Genomic DNA, 25,720 nt, shown 5'->3' with positions numbered 1-25,720 from the left:
ATCAAGCTCCCGCCAGTTCAATAGTGTCCATCAACGCACCCAGCGCGGCATTTTCGGTATGCAGCGGCAGATGCACCACGTTTTCAGGCAAACCGGCATCGGCTTTGACTGCAACCGATACGCTTGCGCCGTTTTGTTTGGCGACGGCGGTTTGTCCGTCTTGCAGGCCTAAGCGCGCCAATGTGTTCGGATTCAAACGCGCGGCGGGCACGGCGGCATGGCTGGTCGCTTGCAACGGCGCGGAACGGCGCACGATGGCATCGGTGTGATAAATACCGACTCCGCCCACGCGCACGAGGCGGCTTGAGGTCGTCTGAAAATCTTTTTGAGTCGAAGCGGCGCGGTTGTTCAGTTTGGACGGCAGGCTTTCCGCGTCCAACGCGTCTTTCAAAATCGCGGCGGTATCGTGGTATTCAAAGCCTTGCAGGTCAAACAGGTTGCCCAATACGCGTAACACTTTCCACAGCGGACGCGAATCGCCGAAACCCTGAACGACACCGTGGAAGGATTGCAGACGGCCTTCCATATTGATGAAGCTGCCCGAGGTTTCGGTAAACGGCGCAATCGGCAGCAATACGTCGCACACATCCAGCAGCGTTTCGCTGACAAACGGCGTAAACGCCATCACGCTTTTCGCCTGTTTCAACGCGGCTACGGCTTTTGCACCGTCAACCGTATCGATTTCAGGCTCGACGTTGAGCAGCAAGACTGCCTGTTTCGGCGCGCTTGCCATTTCGACAACGCTCTCGCCGGAGTTTACATTCAAGACATCCGCACCGACGCTGTTGGCGGCTTGCGGCAAAATACCCAGCACTGCGCCGGTCGCGTCTGCCAGCTCTTGCGCGGCGGTATAAATGGCGGCGTAATCAAGATGGTTTTGCACTTCCGCGCCCAAAATCACCGCTGCTTTTTCAGCGTTTTTCAGGCTGGCGGTAACTGCGTGTTCCGCATTCGCAGACAGGTTTTTCAGACGGCCTGCCCACTCGTCGGGATGTGCGGCTTCTTGAGACAGAAGCGGCATAAACAATTCTTCTTTACTGCTGGCCAATACGCTCAAGGCCATACGGTCTTTGGCGGCGCGGCGCAGGCGGGCGGTCAGGAGCGGCTGTTCTTTGCGCAAGTTCACACCGACTACCAATACGGCATCGTTGTCAGCCAAAGATTCAATGCTTTGTCCCAACCATTGCGCACCTTTAAGGCCGTCTGAAAGACGTTTGTCTTGTTGGCGCAAACGGGTTGCAAAGTTTTTAACACCCAAGCCGTCGGCGAGTTTTTTGGCCAGATACAGCTCTTCAACCGTATTCATCGGATTGGCCCAAATGCCGACTTGGTTTTGGTTGCCGTCTTTGGCGATACATTCAATCGCGCTGCGGACATATTCCAGCGCGGTTTTCCAATCCACGTCCATCCACTCGCCGCCCTGTTTGATTTTCGGGTTTTTCAGACGGCTTTCGTGATACAGGCCTTCGTAGGCGAAACGGTCGCGGTCGGACAGCCAGCATTCGTTAATCGCTTCGTTTTCCAGCGGCAGCACGCGGCGGACGGTATGGTCTTTGGTCTGCACAATCAGGTTGCTGCCCAAAGCGTCATGGGCGGAAACGGATTTGCGGCGGTTCAGCTCCCAAGTACGCGCGTTGAAACGGAACGGTTTGCTGGTCAGCGCGCCGACGGGACACAAATCGATGACGTTGCCCGACAATTCGGTTTCCACCGCTTTGCCGATGAAGGGCATGATTTCGGAGTGTTCGCCGCGATTCGCCATCGCAATTTCCTGCAAACCGGCGATTTCTTCGGTGAATCGCACGCAACGGGTGCAATGGATGCAGCGGCTCATTTCTTCGGCGGAAACCAAAGGTCCCATGTCTTTGCCGACGACGGAACGTTTTTCTTCGGTGTAGCGGCTGGTGGTTTTGCCGTAGCCCACCGCCAAATCCTGCAACTGGCATTCGCCGCCTTGGTCGCAGGTCGGACAATCAAGCGGATGGTTGATGAGCAGGAACTCCATCACGCCTTCTTGCGCCTCTCGGGCTTTTGCCGAATGCGTACGCACAATCATGCCGTCTGTAACCGGCGTGGCACAGGCGGGCAGAGGTTTGGGGGCTTTTTCCACATCCACCAAACACATACGGCAGTTGGCGGCGATGGAAAGTTTTTTGTGGTAACAGAAATGCGGGATATAAGTACCGAGCTTGTGCGCGGCCTCAATCACCGTCGCACCCTGCTCCACAGATACCTGTTTGCCGTCGATTTCGATTTGTAACATGGTTCGTTCCTAGTTACGGATTCTTAATGAAGATTTTTGTTGCAGGTCGTCTGAACGGGTTTCAGACGGCCTTTGCTGTGTGTTGTGTGTGTTTGGGTGCTGCTTGGTTTTTATGGCGGCCGATTCAGACGGCCTTTTTCATTTTTTGTTGGGTCTCGACCCAACCTGCCTTGCTACCTTTGATTTTTGTTGGGCCGAGACCCAAGCTACTTTGCTAATGATTCAGCAATGATGACACATCTATTTCTGGTTGCTCATGCAACTTGACACATTTCGAAGAGTTGTAAATATCAATCAGAGTTTCAATTTGTCCTTCAAAAGACTGCCCTTCTAAGTTCATCTCATCACGGACTTCTTGTCCAAGATACATGGCATCACGAGCTGAACCTTGTATATTTTTTTCTTTTGTGTACTGCTCCATTTTTTGCGAGATCATTTTTAATGCTGCACCTTGCTCAAGCTGGTTTGCAGCAATACCACATTTCATAAAAGTCTTTAAATCATCATGCTCAGAAGAACAACCAAATAACAATCCAGTTAGAGCAATCAATACCAGTTTCTTCATTTTTATATTTCTCATTACGTTCAACACCACTTGTGCCCTTTCATCGGCTTGCCGTGTTCAATGTAATGCACAAACTCATCACGGAAATGCTTGGTAAAGCTGCGGACGGGAAAGACGGCGGCGTCGGCAAGGGCGCAGATGGTGCGGCCTGCCATTTGGTTGCCGACGGAATCGAGCAAATCCAAGTCTTCCATGCGGCCTTTGCCTTCTACGATGCGGTGGACAATGCGGTAGAGCCAGCCGGTGCCTTCACGGCAGGGGGTGCATTGACCGCAGGATTCGTCGTAATAAAAATAGCTCAGGCGCTCAAGGGCTTTGACCATGCACACGTCTTCGTCCATCACGATAATCGCGCCGGAACCGAGCATCGAGCCTGCTTTGGAAATCGAGTCGTAGTCCATATTGGTCTCCATCATGATGTCGGCAGGCAATACGGGGGCGGACGAACCGCCGGGGATAACGGCTTTGAGTTTTTTGCCGCCGCGCATACCGCCCGCCATTTTCAGGATTTCGGCAAACGGCGTGCCTAACGGCACTTCATAGTTGCCCGGACGCTCGACATGACCGGAAATACAGAACAATTTGGTACCGCCTGCATTCGGAATACCTTTGTCGGCAAATGCCTGTCCGCCGTCACGGATAATGAAGGGGACGGAGGAGAAGGTTTCGGTATTGTTGATGGTGGTCGGTTTGCCATACAGGCCGAACGAAGCAGGGAATGGCGGTTTAAAGCGCGGCTGGCCTTTTTTGCCTTCCAACGATTCGAGCAATGCGGTTTCTTCGCCGCAAATATATGCGCCGTAACCGTGGTGGGCGAAGAGTTCAAATTCAAAATCCGAACCCAAAATATTTTTACCCAAAAAGCCTGCGGCACGCGCCTGCTCCAAAGCGGCTTCAAAGCGTTGGTAGCCTTCAAAAATTTCGCCGTGGATGTAGTTGTAGCCGGCTTTCGCACCCATCGCGTAACCGGCGATAATCATGCCTTCAATCAGGGCATGAGGATTGAACATGATGATGTCGCGGTCTTTAAATGTACCCGGCTCGCCTTCGTCGGTGTTACAAACCACATATTTTTCGCCCGGGAAGGAACGGGGCATAAAGCTCCATTTTAAACCGGTCGGGAAGCCCGCACCGCCACGACCGCGCAAGCCAGAGGTTTTGACTTCGTCAATCACATCGGTTTGCGAGATGTTTTCGGACAGGATTTTACGCAGGGCGGTATAACCGCCACGTTTGACGTATTCGTCCAATGTCCAGCAATCGGGATTGGCGGTATCCACTTGGTCAAAAATCACGCCTGATTGGTAAATAGCCATTTTTGGTGTGCCTGTTCGTTTTCGTATCGGTTGCAGCCGTTGTTTTCAGACGGCCTTTTATTTCAGTTCGGCAAGTTTCTTGTCAATCGCTTCTGCGGTCATAAAGCTGCACATGCTGTGGTTGTTGACCAGCATGACCGGAGCGTCGCCACATGCGCCCATGCATTCGCCTTCGACAAGGGTAAATTTGCCGTCGGGCGTGGTTTCGCCGTAGCCGATACCGAGTTTTTGTTTGAGGTATTCGCCGGTTGCCATACCGCCGCGCAGGGCGCAGGGCAGGTTGGTACAAACGGTCAGTTTGTATTTGCCGACAGGCTCAAGGTCGTACATATTGTAGAAAGTAGCGACTTCGTAGGCTTGTGCAGGCGAGATGCCGATATAGTCTGCGACAAAAGCGATGGTCTCAGGAGCAAGCCAGCCTTTTTCGGTTTGGGCAATACGCAATGCGCCCATGATGGCGGAGCGACGTTGGTCGGCAGGATATTTTGCCAACTCGATGTCAATTTGTTTTAAAGATTCTGCGGATAACATTATCGGTCAACCTCCCCGAATACGATGTCCTGCGTACCGATGATGGCAACAACGTCGGCCAGCATGTGGCCTTTTGCCATTTCGTCCATGCCTTGCAGGTGGGCGAAGCCGGGTGCGCGGATTTTCAGGCGGTAGGGTTTGTTTGCGCCGTCTGAAATGATGTAAACGCCGAACTCGCCTTTCGGATGTTCGACAGCGGTGTAGGTCTCGCCCTCGGGAACGTGCATACCCTCGGTAAAGAGTTTGAAATGGTGAATCAGGTCTTCTATACCTGTTTTCATTTCGGTACGTTTGGGCGGAGCGAATTTGTGGTTTGTGGTAATGACCGGACCCGGATTGACACGCAACCACTCGGAACATTGTTTGATGATGCGTACGGATTGACGCATTTCTTCCATACGGCAGAGGTAACGGTCGTAGCAGTCGCCGTTGACGCCGACGGGGATGTCGAAATCCATTTTGTCGTACACTTCGTAAGGTTGTGTCTTACGCACGTCCCATTCCACGCCGGAACCGCGCAACATAACGCCGGTAAAGCCTTTTTGCATGGCGCGCTCAGGAGTGACAACACCGATGCCGACGGTACGCTGTTTCCAAATACGGTTGTCGGTCAGGAGGGTTTCGAGTGTGTCGATGTTTTTCGGGAAACGCTCGCAGAAGGCGTCGATAAAGTCGAGCATGGTACCTTCGCGGGATTCGTTGAGCTGCTTCAATACTTTGGCGTTGCGGAATTTGCTGCTCTCGTATTTAGGCATGAAGTCGGGCAGGTCGCGGTAAACGCCGCCGGGACGGAAGTAGGCCGCGTGCATACGCGCGCCGGAAACGGCTTCGTACAAGTCCATCAGCTCTTCGCGGTCGCGGAAGGCGTAAAGAATGGCGGTCATCGCGCCGATGTCGAAAGCGTGCGAACCGATGCCCATTAAGTGATTGAGGATGCGCGTTACTTCGGCAAACATCACGCGAATATACTGGGCGCGGATAGGTACATCGATACCGGCAAGTTTTTCTACCGCCAAGCAATACGCCTGCTCGTTGACCATCATGGAAACGTAGTCCAAACGGTCCATATAGGGCAGGGCTTGCAGATAGGTTTTGGTTTCAGCCAGTTTTTCAGTACCGCGGTGCAGGAGGCCGATGTGCGGATCGGCACGGACGATGGTTTCGCCCTCCAACTCCAAAATCATACGCAATACGCCGTGCGCCGCAGGGTGTTGCGGGCCGAAGTTGATGGTGTAGTTTCTTAATTTATTGGCCACCGTAGTTCTCCTCACGGACGATACGCGGCGTGATCTCGCGCGGCTCAATGGTAACAGGTTGGTAAATCACGCGTTTTTGCTCTTCATCGTAACGCATTTCCACATAGCCGGAAATCGGGAAGTCTTTGCGGAACGGATGTCCGACAAAACCGTAATCGGTCAGGATGCGGCGCAAGTCCGGGTGGTTGTTGAACATGATGCCGTACATATCGAAGGCTTCGCGTTCGTACCAATCCGCGCTGTTGTAAATATCGACGACGGATTCGACTACTGGGAAGTCGTCGTCTGAAACCCAGACGCGTACGCGGATGCGTTGATTGTTTTTAACGGAAAGCAGCTGACTGACGACGGCAAAGCGTTTGCCCTGCCATACTTCGTTTTTGTAAGTGCTGTAATCGACACCGCACAAGTCAACCAGAAGCTCGAAATGCAGCTCTTCATGGTCGCGCAATGCGGTCATGACTGAAATATAGTGTTCGGGCAGACACTCGACGGTAATCTCGCCCAAAGCTGAAATGACTTTGCTTGCCTGATCGCCAAGCACGCCGACGACGGTCTCGTATAAGTTTTGAATGCTTGCCATATCGTCCTCTCCTTACTCGTCACGCGCAATGGTGGAAGTGCGCTTGATTTTTTGTTGGAGCTGAATCAGGCCGTAAATCAGGGCTTCCGCAGTCGGCGGACAACCCGGCACATAAACGTCTACCGGCACGACGCGGTCGGCACCGCGCACAACGGAATAAGAATAGTGGTAATAGCCGCCGCCGTTGGCACACGAGCCCATAGACAATACCCAGCGCGGCTCGGCGAGCTGGTCATACACGCGGCGCAGTGCAGGTGCCATTTTGTTGGTCAACGTACCTGCCACAATCATCAGGTCGGCCTGACGTGGGGACGGACGGAAAATGATGCCGAAACGGTCAAGGTCATAACGCGCCATACCCGCATGCATCATTTCCACGGCGCAGCAGGCCAAGCCGAAAGTAACCGGCCACAATGAACCGGTACGCATATAGTTCAACACCGTATCCGCGCTGGTGGTGATGAAACCTTTTTTCAAAACGCCTTCTATTCCCATTCCAGCGCACCTTTTTTCCATTCGTAAATAAAGCCTACCGTCAGAACGACGATAAACACTAGCATAGACCAAAAGCCGTACGCGCCCAAATCTTTGAACACAACTGCCCATGGCAACATGAACGCGACCTCCAAATCAAACAGGATGAAGAGGATGGCGACGAGGTAATAGCGCACGTCGAACTTCATCCTTGCGTTCTCAAAGGCTTCAAAACCGCATTCGTAAGCCGCGTCTTTTTCGGCATAGTGACGTTTCGGGCCTAAAATTGTGCCGAGCAAAATAAACAGCACGCCGGCCGCAAGGCCGACGAGGATGAATACGAGGACGGGAAAGTAACTGGCCAACATGGTCGTACCTAACTGGTTGACAGACAAATCTTAAAAATAGATTACCATTTTATCGAATTTCAAAAGCCATTTAAAGGTAAATATCAGCAAATCAGCAAAAAAACCTCAATAAATTCAATAAAGTTATGAGAACAATTCTTATTTGTATTTAATATTTCCAAATTTTAATTTCGGTTTAATTATGTATCATTTAATTTAAATTTTCCGCCTATTCAATTTATGCCCCGAATCCTCCCTCTTTCCGATTCCCAATAAAACATGAGGCCGTCTGAAATAGATTATTTTCAGACGGCCTGCGTACATCACATCCATTTAAATGGAAAAATCAATCGACACCTTTGAGCATGCGGTTCAATACCGGGGCGAGTACCAACAGGATACCGCAGGTTACCGCGCCGATGGTGGCCAGCATCCAGTAGAAATCCAATGGCGACTGAGCATTGTAGTAGTCTTTAAACAACACTCCGCCCAAGGTAAAGCCGATGGACAATGCCAAGAAATTCAAAGCAACCATTTGTGTTTTGAACATGCTCGGTGCGATTTTGGTAGAAAACGACAGCGAAATCGGCGACAGCATCAGCTCGCCTATCGTAATCGCCAGCAACACCAGCATAAACACGATAATCGGCATCGGGGTTCCGGATGAAATATACGGAATAAAACTCAAATAAGAGACGCCGGTTACCAACATGGCCAGTGCAAACTTCAACGGCGTTTTAGGTTGGCGTTTGCCCATTTTCGTCCACACCGCCGCCATCACGCCGGAAAAGAGGACCACCCACATGGCCTGTATCGAATCTTTCCATGAAACAGGCACGGTAAAGCCGAAGAAAGTACGGTCCACCGTTTCGTCAAAATAAACCGTTGCAACGGTGTACACCTGAAACCAAACCGCCCAGAACATACAAATGGTCAAAAACAGCGGAATATAGGCCACAATATAGCGTTTATTGGCCGCTTCAACCTGGCTGCTGCCCAGCAGGCGTGCAAAATAAGCGATAACGGTAATAATGACCACGCCTAAAAGCCAGCGTGAAAAGTTCTCAAGATTGAGCGCGCCGGAAGCAATCACGCTGCTCAACACCAAAACCAGCAACACACCGACAGCTATTGCAGTCTGTACCTTTTCAGGGCGCAACGGATTGGGAGCCGGCGTATGCGGCAGGTTTTTACGGCCGCGCGAATACCACAGCAGGCCAAATGCCATACCGACGGCCGCCGCGGCGAAACCGTAATGGAATCCCATTCTGTCTTGCAAAATACCGGTCAACAAAGGGCCTAAGAAACCGCCGATATTGATGGAAATATAGAAAATAGAGAAACCGGCATCGCGCAATTCGCGCAGGTCGTCCCGTTCATACAAAGAGCCGACCATCGAACCGGCAGACGATTTCACGCCGCCGCTGCCCAGCGCGATAAACACCAAGCCCAGCAGCAATCCCATCAAACCCGGCACAATCGCCAATAAAATATGGCCGGTCATCACGACGATGCCGGCGATAAACAGGGTACGCTCCGCGCCCCAAATGCGGTCGGCCAACCATGCGCCGAGAATCGTGGACAGGTAAACGCTGCCGCCGTACGCGCCGACAATGCCACCGGCCAAGGCTTTATCCATACCCAAACCGCCTTGATTCGCGGCGTAATATAGATAAATCAGCAGGATGCCCTGCATACCGTAGAAGGAAAAACGCTCCCACAGCTCAATATGGAATAGGGTGGATAATTGCAAAGGATGGCCGAAGAAAGTTTTCTCGGCAGAAGACAGCTTTTGACCGGACATTTAATAAGTTCTCCTAATATATCGGACAGGATCAGGCTTCAGACGGCCTATTGCACCTACCAATCATTTTTATAGAAACTATATATTACCGCCAATCTTTGCATTTGCAAAACATGTTTTAATATTTGCAAAATAATGTTTCTTTCAAACTGAAAAATGCCGTCTGAAATCTTTCAGACGGCATTTTATGTTTTACGGTTTATACGCCTTGTTTCAGGCTGGCTTCGATGAAGCCGTCCAAGTCGCCGTCCAATACGGCTTTGGTGTTGCCGACTTCGTAGCCTGTACGCAAGTCTTTGATGCGTGAGGAGTCCAAAACGTATGATCGGATTTGGCTGCCCCAACCCACATCGGATTTGCCTTCTTCCAACGCCTGTTTCTCTTCGTTGCGTTTGCGCATTTCCAATTCGTACAGTTTGGATTTCAACATTTCCATCGCAGCAGCTTTGTTGGCGTGTTGCGAGCGGTCGTTTTGACATTGCACTACAATCCCTGTCGGCTCGTGGGTAATACGCACGGCGGAGTCGGTTTTGTTAATGTGCTGACCGCCGGCACCCGATGCGCGGTAAGTGTCGATGCGCAAATCGGCAGGGTTGATTTCGATTTCGATGGAATCGTCGATTTCGGGGTAAACAAACACGGATGAAAAAGACGTATGGCGTTTGTTGTTGGAGTCAAACGGTGAGTAACGAACCAAGCGGTGAACGCCGGTTTCGGTACGCAGTAGGCCGTAGGCGTATTCGCCTTCCACGCGGATGGTGGCGCGGTTGATGCCTGCGATTTCGCCGTCGTCTTCTTCAAGGATTTCGATTTTGAAGCCTTTGCGCTCGGCGTAGCGGCTGTACATGCGGAACAGCATGCCCGCCCAGTCTTCGGCTTCAGTACCGCCTGCGCCTGCGGTGATGTCGATAAAGCAGTTGTTCGGGTCGGCAGGCTGGTTGAACATTCGTTTGAATTCGAGGTCGGCCATTTGTTTTTCCAAACCGGCCACATCTTCCTGTACGGCGGCGAAACCTTCTTCGTCATTTTCTTCGACGGCCATTTCAATCAGCATGCGGTTGTCTTCGATGCCTGTGGCGATGTTGTCGAGGGTTACCACGATGCCTTCGAGGATCTTGCGCTCTTTGCCGATTTCTTGGGCGCGTTTGGGGTCGTTCCAAAGTTCCGGATCTTCGGAGAGGCCGACGACTTCTTCAAGGCGGTCTTTTTTGCCTTGATAGTCCATATAGACGCGGATGTCTTCGCTGCGCTTCTCCAAGTCGTTTAGGGTGTTGTTAAGCTGGTTGATTACTTCGGCTTCCATGATTCTTGTGTTCTTTCAAAATTTTAGGGGCGTATTGTAAGGGATTTGCCTGTTTTTTTCCATGACCGGGCCGTCTGAAAATGTACGGTTCGGGTTTTCAGACGGCCTCGGTTTTAAATTTTTCCATCCAAAGCTGCCAGTCGTTGTCTATCGGCGCTTGTACGGTCATCCGACTACCGTCTTCTATGCTTTGAAAACTGAGGCTCTGCGCGTGCAACATTAAGCGTTGCGTGCCGATATGTTCGGCAACGGCATGGTTTTGGCGCAAATCGCCGTAGTTGGTGTCGCCGACGATGGGGTGGAAAATGTGTTTCATATGGCGGCGGAGTTGGTGTTTGCGGCCGGTGTGCGGCGTGAGTTCGGCCCACGAATAACGCGAAGTCGGATAACGCAGGGCGGATTGGAACGGCAACTCGGTTTGTGCCAGACAACGGTAGGTGGTTTGCGCTTCCTGCAATGTGGCTTCGGTCTGCGCTTCGGCGATTTTGTCGGGCATATATTTGAGGGCGTAATCAATCAGGCCGTCTGAAGGTAGATGACCGCGAACAATCGCCCAATAGGTTTTTTCGATGGTTTTGTTTTCAAACTGCTGCGTCAGTAACCGTGCGGCTTCCGTATCGAGGGCAAACAGCAAGACGCCGGAAGTCGGGCGGTCGAGGCGGTGGACGGGATAGACGTGCTGCCCGATTTGGTCGCGCAGGGTTTGCACGGCAAAACGGGTTTCGTGTTTGTCTAACCAGCTTCGGTGCACCAGCATTCCGGCAGGTTTGTTGACGGCAACGGTGCGGCTGTCGCGGTGGATAATATCGAGCATGGCGGAGCAGTTGAATAAAAGCAGATATTGTAACGGGCTTTTGAAGATGTGGCAGGCACACTTGCCGCCGAAACCCAACTTTCAGACGGCCCGCCTCTTTCGGGTTACAATACTGCACATAAAAACACGAAGGAAAAGCTGTGAGCCTGCTCAAAAAACTGCCCAAACCCATGCTGCCCGACGAAACACGCCGCGATATTCAGGCGCGCGAGTCGTATCATGTATTGAAGATTATTTCCGAATTTGTCGAAGCCGGCGAAGAATTGCGCGCCATTCAGCCAGCCGTCAGCATTTACGGCAGCGCGCGCACGCCCGAAAACCATCCCGACTACGCGTTCACATTGCGCTTGGCGCGCAAACTGTCGGATGCCGGATTCTCCGTCATTTCCGGCGGCGGTCCGGGCATTATGGAAGCGGCCAACAAAGGCGCGTTTGCAGGCGCAAGTCCGGCGGTGGGGCTGAATATCGTGTTGCCGCACGAACAAAAAGCCAATCCGTATCAGGATTTGTCTATTAAATTCCAACACTTCTTCCCGCGCAAAGTCATGTTCGTCAAACACGCCGTGGCGTATGTCGTCATGCCCGGCGGTTTCGGCACATTGGACGAATTGTTTGAAAGCCTGACTTTGGTGCAAACCGGCAAAACGCCCGACCGCCCGATTATCTTAGTGGGCAAAGCATTTTGGGCAGGGCTGTTGGACTGGATACGCGAGCAGTTGCTGGGCAGAAACCTGATTTTGGAAGAGGATTTGAACTTGATCCGCACCATCGACGACGAAGACGAAATCATCGAAGAAATCTTCGCCCATTACGAAAACCGCTTGGAAGACTTGTTCGAACACCAAAATGCTTGGTCGCTGGGACTGTAAACAACTAAGGTTTCAACTGAAAAAAGGCGGTTATCCCACCTGCCCTTTGCTTCATTAATAAAGGCCGTCTGAAAATGTTTTCAGACGGCCTTTTATCTTCTTTCAAAGCGTTTAATTGTTTTCCCACTCGACATGCTCACTCAAGAAGCCGCCGCTTTGGTGCGCCCAAAGTTTGGCATACAGGCCTTGTTTCTCGAGCAACTCGGTGTGGCTGCCTTCTTCGATGATGCGGCCTTTGTCCAAGACGATGAGGCGGTCCATCGCGGCGATGGTGGAGAGGCGGTGGGCGATGGCAATCACGGTTTTGCCTTCCATCATTTTGTCGAGGCTTTCTTGGATGGCGGCTTCGACTTCGGAGTCAAGCGCGCTGGTGGCTTCGTCAAGCAATAGAATCGGCGCGTCTTTAAGCATAACGCGGGCGATGGCGATGCGTTGGCGTTGGCCGCCGGAAAGTTTCACGCCGCGTTCGCCAACGTGCGCATCATAGCCGCGTCGGCCTTTGGCATCGCTTAAGTTAGGAATAAAACCGGTGGCCTCGGCGCGTTCGGCGGCAGAAATCATTTCGGCTTCGGTCGCATCGGGACGACCGTAGATAATGTTGTCGCGCACGGAGCGGTGCAGCAGGGAGGTATCTTGCGTCACCAAACCGATTTGGGCGCGCAGACTTTCTTGGGTAACGCTGTCCACGTTTTGGCCGTCGATCGAAATCGTGCCGCTTTGCGGTTCGTAAAAGCGCAGGAGCAGGTTGACGATGGTGGATTTGCCCGCGCCGCTGCGGCCGATCAAGCCGACTTTTTCGCCGGGTTTGATGTTCAGATTAAAGCCGTTGAGGAGCGGTTTGCCTGCTTCGTAGGAGAAATCGACGTGATCAAACTTGATTTCGCCTCGGGTGACTTTAAGCGGCAGGGCTTGCGGTTTGTCGAGGATGGTGTGGGGTTTGGACAGGGTAGCCATGCCGTCGTTGACGGTACCGATGTTTTCAAACAATCGGGCGGATTCCCACATGATGTATTGCGACAAACCGTTCACACGCAATGCCATGGCCGTGGCGGTGGCTACCGCGCCTACGCCGACTTGGCCGTGATACCAAAGCCAAATACCCAAGGCGGTCGTACCGACGGTCAGCGAGCTGTTGACGATAAAACTGCAGGTATGCAGCAGCGTTGCCAAACGCATTTGGGCATGGACGGTTACCATAAACTCTTCCATCGACTGCTTGGCATAAGCGGCCTCGCGTGCGCCGTGGGAGAAGAGTTTGACAGTAGCGATATTGGAATAGGCGTCGGTAATGCGGCCGGTCATCAACGAGCGCGCATCAGCTTGGCGTGCAGCGGTTTTGCCGAGTTTGGGAATCAGGAAGCGCATAATCATCGCGAATCCAATCATCCAGCAGATAAACGGCACGATAAGCCAGGCATCGAATGAGGACAGAATCACGCCGGAAGTGATGAAGTACACCAGCACATACACAACCATATCGGCGACGGTCATCACGACATCGCGCAGCGCCAGCGCGGTTTGCATCACTTTGGCGGACACGCGTCCTGCAAATTCGTCCTGATAAAAGCCCAGGCTTTGACCCAGCATCAGGCGGTGGAAATTCCAGCGCAGGCGCATGGGGAACACGCCTTGCAGGGTTTGCAGGCGCACACTGGACGCGAAAAAGGTCCAAACGGCAAAAAATGCCACCATGGCCATCATGCCGATTAAAGCATGGCCTTTTTCAACAAAAAGCGTTTGCGGCGTATAAGTGCCGAGCCAGTCGACCACCTTGCCCATAAATTGGAACATCAAGGCTTCCATGATGCCGACACCGACCGTAAATACGGCCAACACGGCAATCCATTTGCGCACGCCTTCAATGTTGCTCCAAATAAACCGCCACAACCCTTTTTCTGGCGTTTTCGGCGCGGCTTCTGGATAAGGGTCGATGCGGGACTCGAACCATGAGAATATTTTTTTAATCATTGTTTTTACAAATGTGATAAGACGGTCAGGCCGTCTGAAAAGAGGTGTTCAAATACATTCAAGACTGTATTTTACGGGAAAAATCCGACTGATGACAGCGGATACCGTCAGTCCGATCAAACCAATCTATCGGCTTGACCATCTAAAAATCCATTTTCTTTGCATAAAACAAAGGCCGTCTGAAAGTTTTCAGACGGCCTTTGCTGAATTTAGGTTGCCCTTAAAAATCACTCTTTACGTTGACGGCCCAAATCGGCAGCGGCAGTAAACAAAACGTCGGTGGAAGAGTTCAACGCAGTTTCTGCAGAGTCTTGAATCACGCCGATGATGAAGCCGACGGCAACCACCTGCATGGCCACATCGTTATCGATACCGAACAGGCTGCACGCCAAAGGAATCAGCAGCAACGAGCCACCGGCCACACCGGATGCACCGCACGCGCTGACAGTTGCCACCAGGCTCAGCAGCAGGGCAGTGGCGAAGTCAACCGTAATGCCTTGCGTGTACGCCGCAGCCATCGCCAAAACGGTAATGGTGATTGCCGCACCGGCCATATTGATGGTCGCACCCAATGGAATGGAGATGGAGTAAGTGTCTTCGTGCAAACCCAGTTTTTTCGCCAATGCCATATTCACAGGGATATTGGCGGCGGAAGAACGGGTAAAGAAGGCATACACGCCACTTTCACGCAGGCAGGTAAACACCAGCGGGAAAGGGTTGCGGCGGATTTGCGTCCACACAATAATCGGGTTGACCACCAAAGCGATAAACAGCATACAGCCGAGCAATACGGCCAACAGCTGCATATAACCGGCAAGCGCTTCAAAACCGGTTTCCGCAATGGTAGAAGACACCAAGCCGAAAATACCCAGCGGCGCAAAACGGATAATCCATTTCACAACGGTCGAAACGGTATCGGCCAAATCGGCCGCCACTTGGCGGGTCGTATCCGAACCGTGATGGCGCAAAGCCGCGCCCAATACCAAAGCCCAAGCCAAAATGCCGATATAGTTGGCATTGGCCAGCGCGTTAATCGGGTTGGCCACCAAATTCATCAGCAGCGTTTTCAACACTTCGATAATGCCGGAAGGCGGCGCAACGGACACATCGCCGGCCGTACGCAGAATCAGCGTGGTCGGGAATGCCATGCTGGCGACAACCGCCACCACAGCGGCTGCAAACGTACCAAAAATATACAAAATCAAAATCGGTTTGATGTGGGCCTGATTGCCTTTTTGGTGTTGCGCAATGGCGGCAGTCACCAAAACGAATACCAAAATCGGCGCGATAGCCTTAAGCGCACCGACAAACAGGCTGCCCAGCAGTCCTGCGCTGATACCGACTTGCGGCGCAACTGCGCCCACAAGAATACCTAAAACCAAGCCGATGGCGATTTGTACCACCAGGCTGACGCTGTTGATCGCGTTTAAAAGCGGATTGCCACTTGCCATATCCGTTCCTTCAATTTAAAGATATGTTAAAAAAGTCTTACATTCTAAAATAAAAAATCATTTGTCGGCGAGGTTTTCATGCACACCTCACAAAAACAGCATTAAAGTTTAGCATTTATGACACAGTTGGCACTTTATGCCAAAAATATGGTCAAACCCGCTCAAACCCTACTTTCAAAGTATGCCCATACCGTTGCCTTATCCCTCTGTATCTTGATTTCAGACGGCCTGAAATCTGCGCCATAAGGCCGAATATAAAGGCAACTTCATCAGTCAAAACACAAAAACATAAATATTACAATCAGATAGAAACAAACCAAAATCCGCCCTTAAGCCGCATTTTGCAACGTTATCGCGCTAAATTTCCGTTTATATCCATAGCCTGAAAGCTTGCAGAAATAATGTTAAAATCCCCAAACTGAAGAATTGTCGCTGTCGAACACACATCATGACCAAACTGACCTACCCTGTTTTATTTGCATCATTGGCGCTCGCCTACGGACACGCGTTGGCAGTAGATACTTCCGTTCCCAAAGCGGAAGACTACGAGGCCGTTCCCGAATCCGAAATGCCCAAGCAGCCCAAAGACGACCAAACAGGCAAACTCAAGCCCAAATTCCCCGTCAAAATCGACACCCAAGACAGCGAAGTCAAAGAAATGCTTGAAGAATACCTGCCGCTGATTACCCAGCAGCAGGAAGAAGAGCTGGACAAAGAGCAGGTCGGCTTCCTCGCCGAAGAGGCACCCGACAACGTCAAAACCATGCTCCGAACCAAAGGCTACTTCAACAGCAATGTCAATATTCAAGACCACGGCGAGAGCTACACCGTCAACGTCACCCCCGGCCCGCGCACCAAAGTCGACAACGTCAGCGTGGCCATCCTCGGCGACGTATTGAATGACGACAACTTGGCCGAGTACTACCAAAATGCGATGGAAAACTGGCAGCAGCCCGTTGGTGAAAACTTCGACCAAGACGGCTGGAGTGCAAGTAAAACCTCCGTCCTCAGCGCTGTAACACGCAAGAAATACCCTTTGGCGAAACTCACCACCACCCAAGCCACCATCAATCCCAATACCCAAAAAGCCGACTTGAACGTCATCCTGGAGAGCAACCGCCCCATTTACTTTGGCGAGTTCCAAATCACCGGCACGCGCCGCTACCCTGAGAGCGTGGTTTCCGGCATGGCGCGCTTCCAACCCGGTTCGCCTTACGACTTGGACAAAATCCTCGACCTGCAACAGGCGCTCGAGCAAAACGGCCACTACTCCGGTGCGTCCGTACAGGCCGACTTCGACCAACTGCAAGGCGACCGCGTTCCCGTCAAAATCAACGTGACCGAAGTCAAACGCCACAAACTGGAAACCGGTATCCGCTACGACTCCGAATACGGAATCGGCGGCCGCATCGCCTACGACTATTACAACCTCTTTAACAAGGGCTACATCGGTTCCATCGTTTGGGACATGGACAAATACGAAACCACGCTGGCCGCCGGTATCAGCCAACCGCGCAACAACCGCGGCAACTACTGGACCAGCAACGTTTCCTACAACCGCTCGACCACGCAAAACCTTGAAAAACGCGCCCTGTCCAGCGGCATTTGGTATGTCCGCGACCGCAACAATATCGATGCCCGCTTCGGCCTCGAATTCATTACCGAAGACCGCAAAGTCCCCGACACCAGCTACGATTTGGGCCGAAGCCATGCCACCATGCTGACCGCCTCATGGAAACGGCAAAGCATCGAAACCGAGCTGCATCCTCAAAACGGCTATTACCTCGACGGCAAAATCGGCTTGACCTTGGGCAAATTCCTCTCCTCCACCCAAATGGCACGCGCTACGGCACGCGCAGGCTATTTCTTCACGCCTGAAAACAAAAAAATCGGTACATTCATCGTACGCGGACAGGCCGGCTACGTTTACGCCCGCGAAGGCGAAGAAGTGCCTTCCAGCCTGATGTTCCGCACCGGCGGCGCGACTTCCGTACGCGGTTACGAACTCGACAGCATCGGCTTGGCAGGCCCCAACGGCTCTGTCCTGCCGCAACGCGCCTTGGTGGTCGGCAGCCTCGAATATCAATTCCCGGTTACCAAAAGCTTCTCCGGCGCCATCTTCCACGATGTCGGCGACGCGGCAAGCAACTTCAAACACATGACCTTAAAACACGGTACCGGCTTGGGTGTGCGCTGGTTCAGCCCGGTTGCGCCGTTCTCCTTCGACATTGCCTACGGCCACCACGACAAAAAAATCCGCTGGCACATCAGCTTGGGCACAAGGTTTTAACAAACATACACCATCCATTCTTTCAGACGGCCTCAGCCATTCCAGGCCGTCTGAACAACAGACAAACAGAAAAATATCATGACCGATACTGCAAACACTTCCACGCCGTCTGAACAACAGCCCGCCCCGCCAAAGCGCAAAAAACGCCTGTTGCGCGGCTTTGTCCTGTCCGCCTTGGGCGTATTGACCGTTTCCGCCGGCACGATCGGCTGGCTGGTCGGTACGGAATCGGGTTTGCGTTTCGGTTTGTACAAAATCCCGTCATGGTTCGGCGTCAAAATCTCTTCGGATACACTGAAAGGCACGCTGATTGAAGGTTTTGAAGGCGATAAATGGTTGATTGAAACAGAAGGTGCGGACATCAAAATCAGCAACTTCCGCTTTGATTGGAAACCGTCCGAGCTGTTCCGTCCGTCTTTACATATTACCGAAGTCGTGGCCGGCGACATCGCCATCGTGACCAAGCGCACGCCGCCCAAAGAAGAAGAGCCTTCAAAAGGCCTGCCCGACAGTATAGACCTACCCGTTACCGCCTATCTCGACCGTTTGGAAACCGGCAAAATCAGCGTGGGCAAGCGTTTTGACAAGCAGACCGTCTATCTCGACCATCTGCACGCGGCCTATCATTACGACAAAAAAGAACACCGCCTCCACATCAAAACCGCCGACACGCCCTGGAGCAGCTCGACAGGCGCGGTGGTGCTCGGTTTGAACAAACCCTACGTCCTCAATACCGCCATCTACACCAAAGGCCAGCTTGAGGGCGAAACCATACACGGCACGGTGCGCCTGTGGGGCAGCCTGCAAGACGTGTACACCGACCTGCTGCTCGACAGCGACAACGTTCATTTGTCTGCCAAATCCACCATCCACCCATTCGCCGACAGCCTCAATGAAACCGTCGGCGAAATCCTGATTAAAGGTTCCAACATCAATCCGCAGGCCTTCCTGCCCAGCCTGCCCAAAGCGCGCCTGAATTTCGACGCCACCACCATTCCGTCCTTTACAGACGGCGTTGCGCTGGAAGGCTCGATAGACTTGGAAAACGACCAAGCCGGTTTTGCCGATGAAAACCATATCCCCGTCAAACGCATCCTCGGCGAATTCATCGTCGACGACAAAGGTACGGTCAAAATCGAAGACATCGGCGTCGGCCTGCTCAAAAACGGCAGCATCGACGTATCCGGCTCTATCGATACCGCCCAAGACCAGCTCAAACTCGCACTGGGCATCAACAATACCGGCGCAGACGACTTTGTGCGTCAAAACATTGCAGGCCGTCTGAACGGCAGTATCGACGTCAAAGGTGAAACCTCCTCCCCTGTCATCAACTGGAATCTCGACAGCGGATTTGCGCGTACAGACGGCATGCTGTTTTTCCAAACCGACAAACAGCTCGGCCAGCGCACGCTCAAGCTCGACAAAGTCCGCCTGGTTCCGCAAAACGGCGGCGAACTCAACGCCAAAGGCTCACTCGAACTCTTCAAAGACCGCAAACTGCAGCTGGACATCGTCAGCAAAGCCTTCAACCCTGCACGCATCGATCCGCAGCTTCCGCAAGGCAGCGTCAACGGCAACATCAACTTGACCGGCATACTGGCGCAAGAGAAATTCGCCGGCAAAATGCAGTTCGCACCGAGTACGCTCAACGGCGTTCCACTCAGCGGCAAAGCCGACGTCGCCTATGAAAACAAACACCTCTCGCGCGCCCTGACCGACCTGACCCTCGGCAGCAACATCGTCAAAACCAACGGCAGCTTCGGCAAAAAAGGCGACCGCCTTAACCTCAACATTACCGCCCCCGATTTGTCGCGTTTCGGCTTCGGCTTGGGTGGCCTGCTCAACGCGCGCGGCTACATCTCCGGCAGCTTTTCAGACGGCCTCAAAACCCTTGAAGCCGATTTGAACGGCGAAGCGCGCAACTTCAAAGTCGCCGATACCGTCAATATCCGCACCCTCGACTTCAAACTTAAAGGTTCGCCAGATACCAACCGTCCGTTGAGTGCCGATATTAAAGGCGAACACATCGCCGTCTCCGGCGGCGCGGCCATGATTGACAACGTCAACCTGCTCATCAGCGGCACAGGTTCGCACCACCACATCCGCGGCAACAGCAGCATGGCGGTGGACAACAAACGCTACAAGCTCGACCTCGACGCCACCGGCGGCCTCAACAAAGACCAAACCCAATGGAAAGGCACGGTTGACACGCTCGACATTAGCGGCGCGTTCAACCTTAAACTGCAAAACCGCCTCAACCTCGAGGCCGGCAGCGAACGCGTTTCCCTCAGCAGCGCGCGCTGGGCGGCCATGGGCGGCAGCCTCAACCTGCAAAATTTCGTTTGGGACAAAAAAGCCGGCATTACCAGTAAAGGCAGCGCGCAAAATCTGCACATTACCGAGTTGCACAACTTCTACACCCCGCCCATCGAACACAACCTCGTCTTGGGCGGCGACTGGGATTTGGCTTACAGTCAAAACGCGCGCGGCTTCCTCAACATCAGCCGTCAAAGCGGCGACATCATCCTGCCGGGCAAAGATCCGAAAAACAAACAGCCTTTGGGACTTTCCGCGCTCGCCCTGCGCACCCGTTTCCAAAACGGCCGCATCGACAGCACGCTGGAAGGCAACACCCGCTTCGGCAAAGTTGACGGCACGCTCGGCATCGCCCAACAGTTCGGCAACAACATCAACAACGCCCCCGTCAGCGGCAAAGTCAATATCAGCGTTCCCGATTTAGGCTCGCTCAAATCCTTTATGCCGGCGACAGCCCAAGGCATTGCAGGCCGTCTGAACGCGACCGCCACCATCGGCGGCCGACTCGGTTCGCCCACCGTCAACAGCAACCTCGACCTCCAAACCAATTACGGCCGTGCCGACGGTACCGTCAACATCGGCCAAGGCACCAGCTTCGACACTGCCCCTCTGAGCGGCAAACTCAACCTGAACGTCGCCAACCTCGAAGTCTTCCGCAACTTCCTACCCGTCGGCCAAACTCTCAAAGGCCGTCTGAACGCCGCCGTCAACTTGGCAGGCCGTCTGAACGATCCGCAACTAAGCGGCCTGATTAACGGCGACAACCTCTATTACCGCCATCAAACCCAAGGCCTGATTCTCGACAACGGCGTATTGCGTTCGCGCCTGCAGGGTCAAAAATGGGTGATCGACAGCCTCAAATTCCACCGTGGCGGCACGATTGAGCTCAAAGGTGCGGTCAACCTTGCCAACGCCAACCCCGATGTCGACGTGGACATCGTCTTCGACAAATACCGCACCCTCTCGCGTCCAAACCGCCAACTGCAGCTCTCCGGCGCGGCCAAAGTCCTCTACAATCCGGAAAAAGGCGTATCGCTCAACGGCACGCTCAACACCGACTACGGCAGGTTTGGTTCGCAAAAATCCTCCATGCCGACCCTCGACGACGACGTGGTCGTACTGGGCGAAACCAAAAAAGAAGCAACGGCCACCACGCCGATTAATATGAACCTTGTCTTGAACATCAACGACAATGTCCGTTTTGTCGGCTACGGCGCAGACGTTACCATCGGCGGCAAACTGTCCATCACATCACGTCCGGGCGAAGCCGTCCAAGGCGTCGGCACCGTGCGCGTTGTCAAAGGCCGCTACAAAGCCTACGGCCAAGACCTCGACATCACCAAAGGATCGGTTTCCTTTGTCGGCCCGCTGACCAATCCAAATCTTAACATCCGTGCCGAACGCCGCCTCTCCCCGGTCGGCGCTGGCGTCGAAGTCCTCGGCAGCCTCAACAATCCGCGCGTGACCTTGGTTGCCAAGGAAGCCATGAGCGAAAAAGACAAACTCTCCTGGCTCATCCTCAACCGTGCCAGCAGCGGCAGCGACGGCGATAACGCCACGCTCTCCGCGGCCGCCAGCGCACTGCTTGCCGGCCAAGTCAACGACCGCATCGGCCTTGTGGATGATTTGGGCTTTACCAGCAAACGCAGCCGCAACGCCCAAACAGGCGAGCTCAACCCTGCCGAACAAGTCCTGACCGTCGGCAAACAGCTCACCAACAACCTCTACGCAGGTTACGAATATGGCATTTCCAGCGCCGAACAATCCGTCAAACTCGTGTACCAACTGACCCGCGCCATCCAAGCCGTTGCCCGCATCGGCACGCGCTCCTCCGGCGGCGAGTTGAAATACACCATCCGCTTTGACAACTGGTTCGGCAAAGACGAACCCGAGCCGGAAGAACAACACTAAAAGCCGTGAAAAAGGCCGTCTGAAATTCATCTTTCAGACGGCCTTTATCTTGTTCTACCGTATTAGAATCTTCAGCCATGCCTCAAAAAACAAAGGCCAACGGCGCAAGTTTAAAAATAAATGCAGCTAAAAAAGTGAACGGCAAACCATGGCTTATTCCAAGTTAGCAATAAATAAAGCAGATGCAAAAAGGCCGTCTGAAACTGACAGGGGTAGGTTTCAGACGGCTTTTTTTGAATCATCGAAACAACTTATGCATGGCATTGCTAATTAATTCGAGCTGTTTCTTATATTCGCGGCAACGGGGGCAGAGCGACAGGTGGACGGCAAGGGCAATGCGGTTAAAAAGACTGAGATGCACTTGGTCTTGCTGTTTGGAAATCAGATCGGTTATTTTGCGGCATTTTTTCATGGCGTTTTCCTGTCAGGCATGGGAGAACCATTTGATTTGCAGGCACTGGCGCAAGGTTTCGCGCGCACGGTGCATGATGGTGTAATAGTTGGCATGGCTGATGCCGCATTGTTCGCGGATTTCATCGCTTGAAAAGCCGAGAATCTCTTTCATGGTAAACACGCGGGCGGTGTTTTCCGGCAGATGGTAGAGGCAGGTCTGCAAAACTTGGTAGAACTCTTTATTGTTCAAACTGGCTTCGGGCGAGTCCCAACCCTGAGGCTGTCCTTCGTCCGTCCAATGCCCGTCGGCGGCAAAATGTCCTTCAAAGGCTTCATCCAAGGCTTCCTCGTCGCGCGTGATGAAAACTTGGCGTTGCCGTCCGATTTGGCGCAGGCAGTCGGTAATTTTGTTTTTTAAGATTGCAAACAGCCAGCTGCTCACTTGGGCGTCGCCTTTGAAACCCTCGGCCGCACGGTAGGCAGAAAGCATGGTTTCCTGTACGAGGTCTTCCGCCAAATCGGGGCGGTCGGGCAGCTGGATATGGGCAAAGCGCAGCAGCAGTTTGCGGGATTCGGCAAGCTCGGCATCGGTCAGTTCGGGTAGGGCCATAATGTATCAGTATGAAATGAATGATCAATATACTTTTGATTTTACGCTGATACGGCAAGAGCATGCGATTGAATCTATAAACGATTTCAGTAGTATTTTTGTTTCGCCGAAACCGACTGCACCCGTTTCAGACGGCCTTGATTTATGCCGCAACCAAAATGCCCTGTTCCAACCATTCCGTCCATTTTTGCCTTAATGCGTCCTGCCAAGCGTTTTCAGACGGCATGAACTCTGCCAGCATGGTCTGCAGGCCGTTTAGGGAAGTGGGCGTTTCTGCCAGCGTTTCCAGCAATAAGGCATCGAAATCGTCGAGCGTTTGGTACATCACGTCATCTTCCTTATCGCGCCACACCAAAACAGCAGTTTCCGCCTCCTGCAATTCGTCCGTCACGTCATACTGATAACGGCGCACAAAGGCGGCGGGAGAAAGGGTGTAAGCCAAATCGTCTGAATCGGCATGGGTTGTTTGGCTATCGGTCTGAGCGGTTTCGGCGAGCAGCTGGGTGTGTTCAAAGTCCATCAATGCCAAGAGGTCATCTGAAAGCGGCAGGCTTTGGCAATATTGGAGGAACTCGCCGGGGATTTCTTGAAAATAGGGCGTTTGAGCGCGCGCGTTGCGGACGAAACCTTCTTTCAGACGGCCCCATTCTTCGCTGTCAAAGTATTGCAGCGTTTCGGTATAGCAGCGGTCGATAAAGCTGTGAATATTGTTGCGTATCAGGCGGATATAGACATTCAACCGCTCTTGCGGCAATCCGTCTGCGGCTTTGCCTTCGCGTATGGCTTGGGCAAAGCGGTGTTGGTATTGGGCGGAGGTTTCAGGCTGCATGACGGTATTCCTTTCCGGCACGCATTTGATAGTCGGCGATTTTAGCGACTTCGGCTTCGAGTTCGGCAAAAGGCGGAAAATTGAAATCGCGTTCCAACAGGGTGGGCGGAATCGTCGGCAGTTTGGCATAGGCCAGTTCGAGCAAATCCCAAACAGTCGGCAATACTGCGGCGCCGTGGGTATCAATCAACAATTCGGGCGTTTCCACGTCATGTCCGGCAATATGGATATAGCACACGCGCTCTGCGTCCACATTTTCTAAAAAGGCTTCAGGCGACAACAGGCCGTGATTGACGGCGTTAACGTAAATATTGTTCACGTCCAAATGAATGCCGCAGTCGGCTTCACGGGCAACCGCGTTGAGGAACTCGACTTCGTTCATCTCGGCAAGCGGAGAATGCAGGTAGTAGGAGGTGTTTTCCACGGCAATACGGCAGCCCAACCGATCCTGCACTTCGCGGATACGGCGCGCGGTATGTTGTACCATTTCTTCAGTGAAAGGCAGCGGCAACAAATCGTAAAGATGACCGCCGTCGTGGCAGTAGCTCAAATGGTCGGAGAAAAACGTGCAATCGTAACGGCGCATCATTTCTTTGATTCCGTCTATCAAATCGGTATCCAACGGGGCTTGTCCGCCCAACGACATGGATAATCCGTGCAACGCCAGCGGCAGCCGTTCCGCCACGCGGTCAAACTGTTTGCGCGCCCTGCCACCCATTTTCAGCCAGTTTTCGGGAGCGGCTTCGATAAAGCGTATCGGGCTGTCGTCTGAAAGCGAGAGGAAGTCTTCCGCCAAGTCGCGGCGGTAGCCCAAGCCTGCGTGTTGAATCATGGTGATGTCCTGTTATGGTGCCGTATGAACGACAAAGTCGCATTTTCGTTTATAAAATGCGACTTTGTTAAAGGTATGTTGCAGGATTATTTAGAACCGCATTTACCTTCGCCGCATTTGCCTTCTACTACTTTGGCAGCTTTGGCTTTAGATGCTTTGCCTTTTTTAGCGTGAGTTTTTTCCACGGTTGAACCGCATTTGCCTTCGCCACATTTGCCTTCGCTTGCTTTAGAAACAGCGCTTGCACCGCATGAACCTTCACCGGCTTTAACCGCACCGCAAGAGCCTTGAGCAGATTTCTGAACACCTGCTTTGCTGCTTAACGGTTTATCAGCGGCAACAACGCCGGCAGCCAGAGACAGGGACAGCGCACCGGCCAAAGCAGCAGCTACATTTTTTTTCATTTTAACTTCCTTTTTAGAATACGAGTTTAAATAAATCAAGGGATAATATCGGGCATTTAAAGTCGGCCCGCGACCGTTAATCCTTAAAGAAAATGCTTGATACGACAACAGCGTTTCTTCAGCAGGGCATCCAAAGACAGACGGCCTGCGCCCTGCAATAGGACAGGAAATAAAACCACCAAATAAATCAGTGCTATTTTATAACCGTTGTCGCACACATTGTAACCCAAGCCGGCATGTACCGCAGACCATGCGACAGCCGTTACGACCATCAATCCCAGCGCGGACAGCCGCGTTGCCAAGCCGACGATGAGCAGCGCAGGCAAAACCAGTTCCGCCCACATGGCCAAATTCCAGTTGACCGTATCCGACAACAAATTGAACGGAAAGGGAAATTGACTGTTTATTTCTGCAAACCAGTTTTCCCCGTTCCATTTTTCCAAACCGGACTCAAGAAATTCATACGCGGCAAAAAGCCTGAGCGTCAACAAACCGAAAGCAGCCTGCCAAGAGGGGTTGGATGAGGTGTTCATTTATTTTCCTAATCAATGTGTGTTGAATGGGATGGGACGAAAAATCAATCGGCACCAT

General features: G+C 52.8%; 22 protein-coding genes. 3 read left to right on the top strand and 19 right to left on the bottom strand.

Annotated features, from left to right (window positions below; all coding sequences use genetic code 11):
• Position 1: 1 nt before the first annotated feature.
• From nuoG to truC, 11 genes are all read right to left on the bottom strand, one after another.
• A complete protein-coding gene (gene nuoG / locus HMPREF2952_RS02510; protein WP_070695242.1) occupies positions 2-2,263 on the bottom strand; it encodes an NADH-quinone oxidoreductase subunit NuoG in 2,262 nt (753 codons plus the stop codon).
• Positions 2,264-2,477: 214 nt separating this feature from the next.
• Positions 2,478-2,828: a hypothetical protein gene (locus HMPREF2952_RS02500; protein WP_141752699.1), complete on the bottom strand. Its 351-nt coding sequence runs from the start codon at positions 2,826-2,828 to the stop codon at positions 2,478-2,480.
• A gap of 20 nt (positions 2,829-2,848) precedes the next feature.
• Positions 2,849-4,144, bottom strand: a complete 1,296-nt coding sequence (nuoF, locus tag HMPREF2952_RS02495; protein WP_070695240.1) for an NADH-quinone oxidoreductase subunit NuoF — start codon at positions 4,142-4,144, stop codon at positions 2,849-2,851.
• A 57-nt stretch (positions 4,145-4,201) separates the two neighbouring features.
• Complete coding sequence (gene nuoE / locus HMPREF2952_RS02490; RefSeq protein WP_004519138.1) at positions 4,202-4,675, bottom strand: NADH-quinone oxidoreductase subunit NuoE; 474 nt, start codon at positions 4,673-4,675, stop codon at positions 4,202-4,204.
• Positions 4,675-5,931, bottom strand: coding sequence for an NADH dehydrogenase (quinone) subunit D (nuoD, locus tag HMPREF2952_RS02485; protein ID WP_004519139.1), 1,257 nt, complete (start codon positions 5,929-5,931; stop codon positions 4,675-4,677). The genes nuoE and nuoD overlap by 1 nt, the downstream gene beginning before the upstream one ends.
• Positions 5,921-6,514 carry an NADH-quinone oxidoreductase subunit C gene (locus HMPREF2952_RS02480; RefSeq protein WP_002216335.1) on the bottom strand — a complete coding sequence of 198 codons (594 nt, stop codon included), beginning with the start codon at positions 6,512-6,514 and terminating at the stop codon, positions 5,921-5,923. Before HMPREF2952_RS02480 ends, nuoD begins: the two co-directional genes overlap by 11 nt.
• Before the next feature lie 12 nt (positions 6,515-6,526).
• Entirely contained in the window at positions 6,527-7,009 is a 483-nt protein-coding gene (locus HMPREF2952_RS02475; RefSeq protein ID WP_002215610.1) for a NuoB/complex I 20 kDa subunit family protein, read from the bottom strand.
• Positions 7,000-7,356, bottom strand: coding sequence for an NADH-quinone oxidoreductase subunit A (locus HMPREF2952_RS02470; RefSeq protein ID WP_003686600.1), 357 nt, complete (start codon positions 7,354-7,356; stop codon positions 7,000-7,002). Before HMPREF2952_RS02470 ends, HMPREF2952_RS02475 begins: the two co-directional genes overlap by 10 nt.
• Positions 7,357-7,681: 325 nt before the next feature.
• Positions 7,682-9,139, bottom strand: coding sequence for an oligopeptide:H+ symporter (locus tag HMPREF2952_RS02465; protein ID WP_004519140.1), 1,458 nt, complete (start codon positions 9,137-9,139; stop codon positions 7,682-7,684).
• A 199-nt stretch (positions 9,140-9,338) separates the two neighbouring features.
• The gene (gene prfB, locus HMPREF2952_RS02460) at positions 9,339-10,442 is read right to left on the bottom strand and encodes a peptide chain release factor 2 (RefSeq protein WP_003681666.1); all 1,104 of its coding nucleotides are present in this window, start codon (positions 10,440-10,442) and stop codon (positions 9,339-9,341) included.
• 97 nt (positions 10,443-10,539) lie between these two features.
• Complete coding sequence (gene truC, locus HMPREF2952_RS02455; protein WP_004519141.1) at positions 10,540-11,256, bottom strand: tRNA pseudouridine(65) synthase TruC; 717 nt, start codon at positions 11,254-11,256, stop codon at positions 10,540-10,542.
• A 140-nt stretch (positions 11,257-11,396) separates the two neighbouring features.
• On the opposite strand from truC, the gene HMPREF2952_RS02450 reads away from it, so the two are divergent.
• The gene (locus tag HMPREF2952_RS02450; protein ID WP_039861893.1) at positions 11,397-12,125 is read left to right on the top strand and encodes an LOG family protein; all 729 of its coding nucleotides are present in this window, start codon (positions 11,397-11,399) and stop codon (positions 12,123-12,125) included.
• Positions 12,126-12,236: 111 nt separating this feature from the next.
• On the opposite strand, the gene HMPREF2952_RS02445 is transcribed toward HMPREF2952_RS02450, so the two are convergent.
• On the bottom strand, positions 12,237-14,093 hold the full coding sequence (locus HMPREF2952_RS02445) for an ABC transporter ATP-binding protein (protein WP_004519144.1): 1,857 nt from the start codon (positions 14,091-14,093) through the stop codon (positions 12,237-12,239).
• A 227-nt stretch (positions 14,094-14,320) separates the two neighbouring features.
• A complete protein-coding gene (gene sstT, locus HMPREF2952_RS02440) occupies positions 14,321-15,544 on the bottom strand; it encodes a serine/threonine transporter SstT (RefSeq protein WP_004519145.1) in 1,224 nt (407 codons plus the stop codon).
• Positions 15,545-15,992: 448 nt separating this feature from the next.
• Between sstT and HMPREF2952_RS02435 the strand changes: the two genes are divergently transcribed.
• Both HMPREF2952_RS02435 and HMPREF2952_RS02430 read left to right on the top strand, forming a co-directional pair.
• On the top strand, positions 15,993-17,834 hold the full coding sequence (locus HMPREF2952_RS02435) for an autotransporter assembly complex protein TamA (protein WP_039861895.1): 1,842 nt from the start codon (positions 15,993-15,995) through the stop codon (positions 17,832-17,834).
• A 78-nt stretch (positions 17,835-17,912) separates the two neighbouring features.
• Positions 17,913-22,061, top strand: coding sequence for a translocation/assembly module TamB domain-containing protein (locus HMPREF2952_RS02430; RefSeq protein WP_004519149.1), 4,149 nt, complete (start codon positions 17,913-17,915; stop codon positions 22,059-22,061).
• Positions 22,062-22,299: 238 nt separating this feature from the next.
• On the opposite strand, the gene HMPREF2952_RS11155 is transcribed toward HMPREF2952_RS02430, so the two are convergent.
• From HMPREF2952_RS11155 to HMPREF2952_RS02405, 6 genes are all read right to left on the bottom strand, one after another.
• Positions 22,300-22,473: an anti-sigma factor family protein gene (locus HMPREF2952_RS11155; RefSeq protein WP_004519151.1), complete on the bottom strand. Its 174-nt coding sequence runs from the start codon at positions 22,471-22,473 to the stop codon at positions 22,300-22,302.
• Between the two features lie 12 nt (positions 22,474-22,485).
• The gene (locus tag HMPREF2952_RS02425) at positions 22,486-23,064 is read right to left on the bottom strand and encodes a sigma-70 family RNA polymerase sigma factor (RefSeq protein ID WP_004519152.1); all 579 of its coding nucleotides are present in this window, start codon (positions 23,062-23,064) and stop codon (positions 22,486-22,488) included.
• 142 nt (positions 23,065-23,206) lie between these two features.
• Positions 23,207-23,893, bottom strand: coding sequence for an HvfC family RiPP maturation protein (locus tag HMPREF2952_RS02420; protein ID WP_004519153.1), 687 nt, complete (start codon positions 23,891-23,893; stop codon positions 23,207-23,209).
• Entirely contained in the window at positions 23,883-24,725 is an 843-nt protein-coding gene (locus tag HMPREF2952_RS02415) for an HvfB family MNIO-type RiPP peptide maturase (protein WP_004519154.1), read from the bottom strand. The genes HMPREF2952_RS02420 and HMPREF2952_RS02415 overlap by 11 nt, the downstream gene beginning before the upstream one ends.
• An 86-nt stretch (positions 24,726-24,811) precedes the next feature.
• Positions 24,812-25,129: an HvfA family oxazolone/thioamide-modified RiPP metallophore gene (locus HMPREF2952_RS02410; RefSeq protein ID WP_003686668.1), complete on the bottom strand. Its 318-nt coding sequence runs from the start codon at positions 25,127-25,129 to the stop codon at positions 24,812-24,814.
• Between the two features lie 83 nt (positions 25,130-25,212).
• The gene (locus HMPREF2952_RS02405) at positions 25,213-25,662 is read right to left on the bottom strand and encodes an HvfX family Cu-binding RiPP maturation protein (protein WP_004519155.1); all 450 of its coding nucleotides are present in this window, start codon (positions 25,660-25,662) and stop codon (positions 25,213-25,215) included.
• Positions 25,663-25,720 lie beyond the last annotated feature (58 nt).

The organism is Neisseria sp. HMSC068C12, from assembly GCF_001814095.1.
GTDB classification, from domain to species: Bacteria; Pseudomonadota; Gammaproteobacteria; order Burkholderiales; family Neisseriaceae; genus Neisseria; species Neisseria perflava.
The sequence above is the reverse complement of the archived record's forward strand: the minus strand, read 5'-3'. Positions and strand labels throughout refer to the sequence as shown.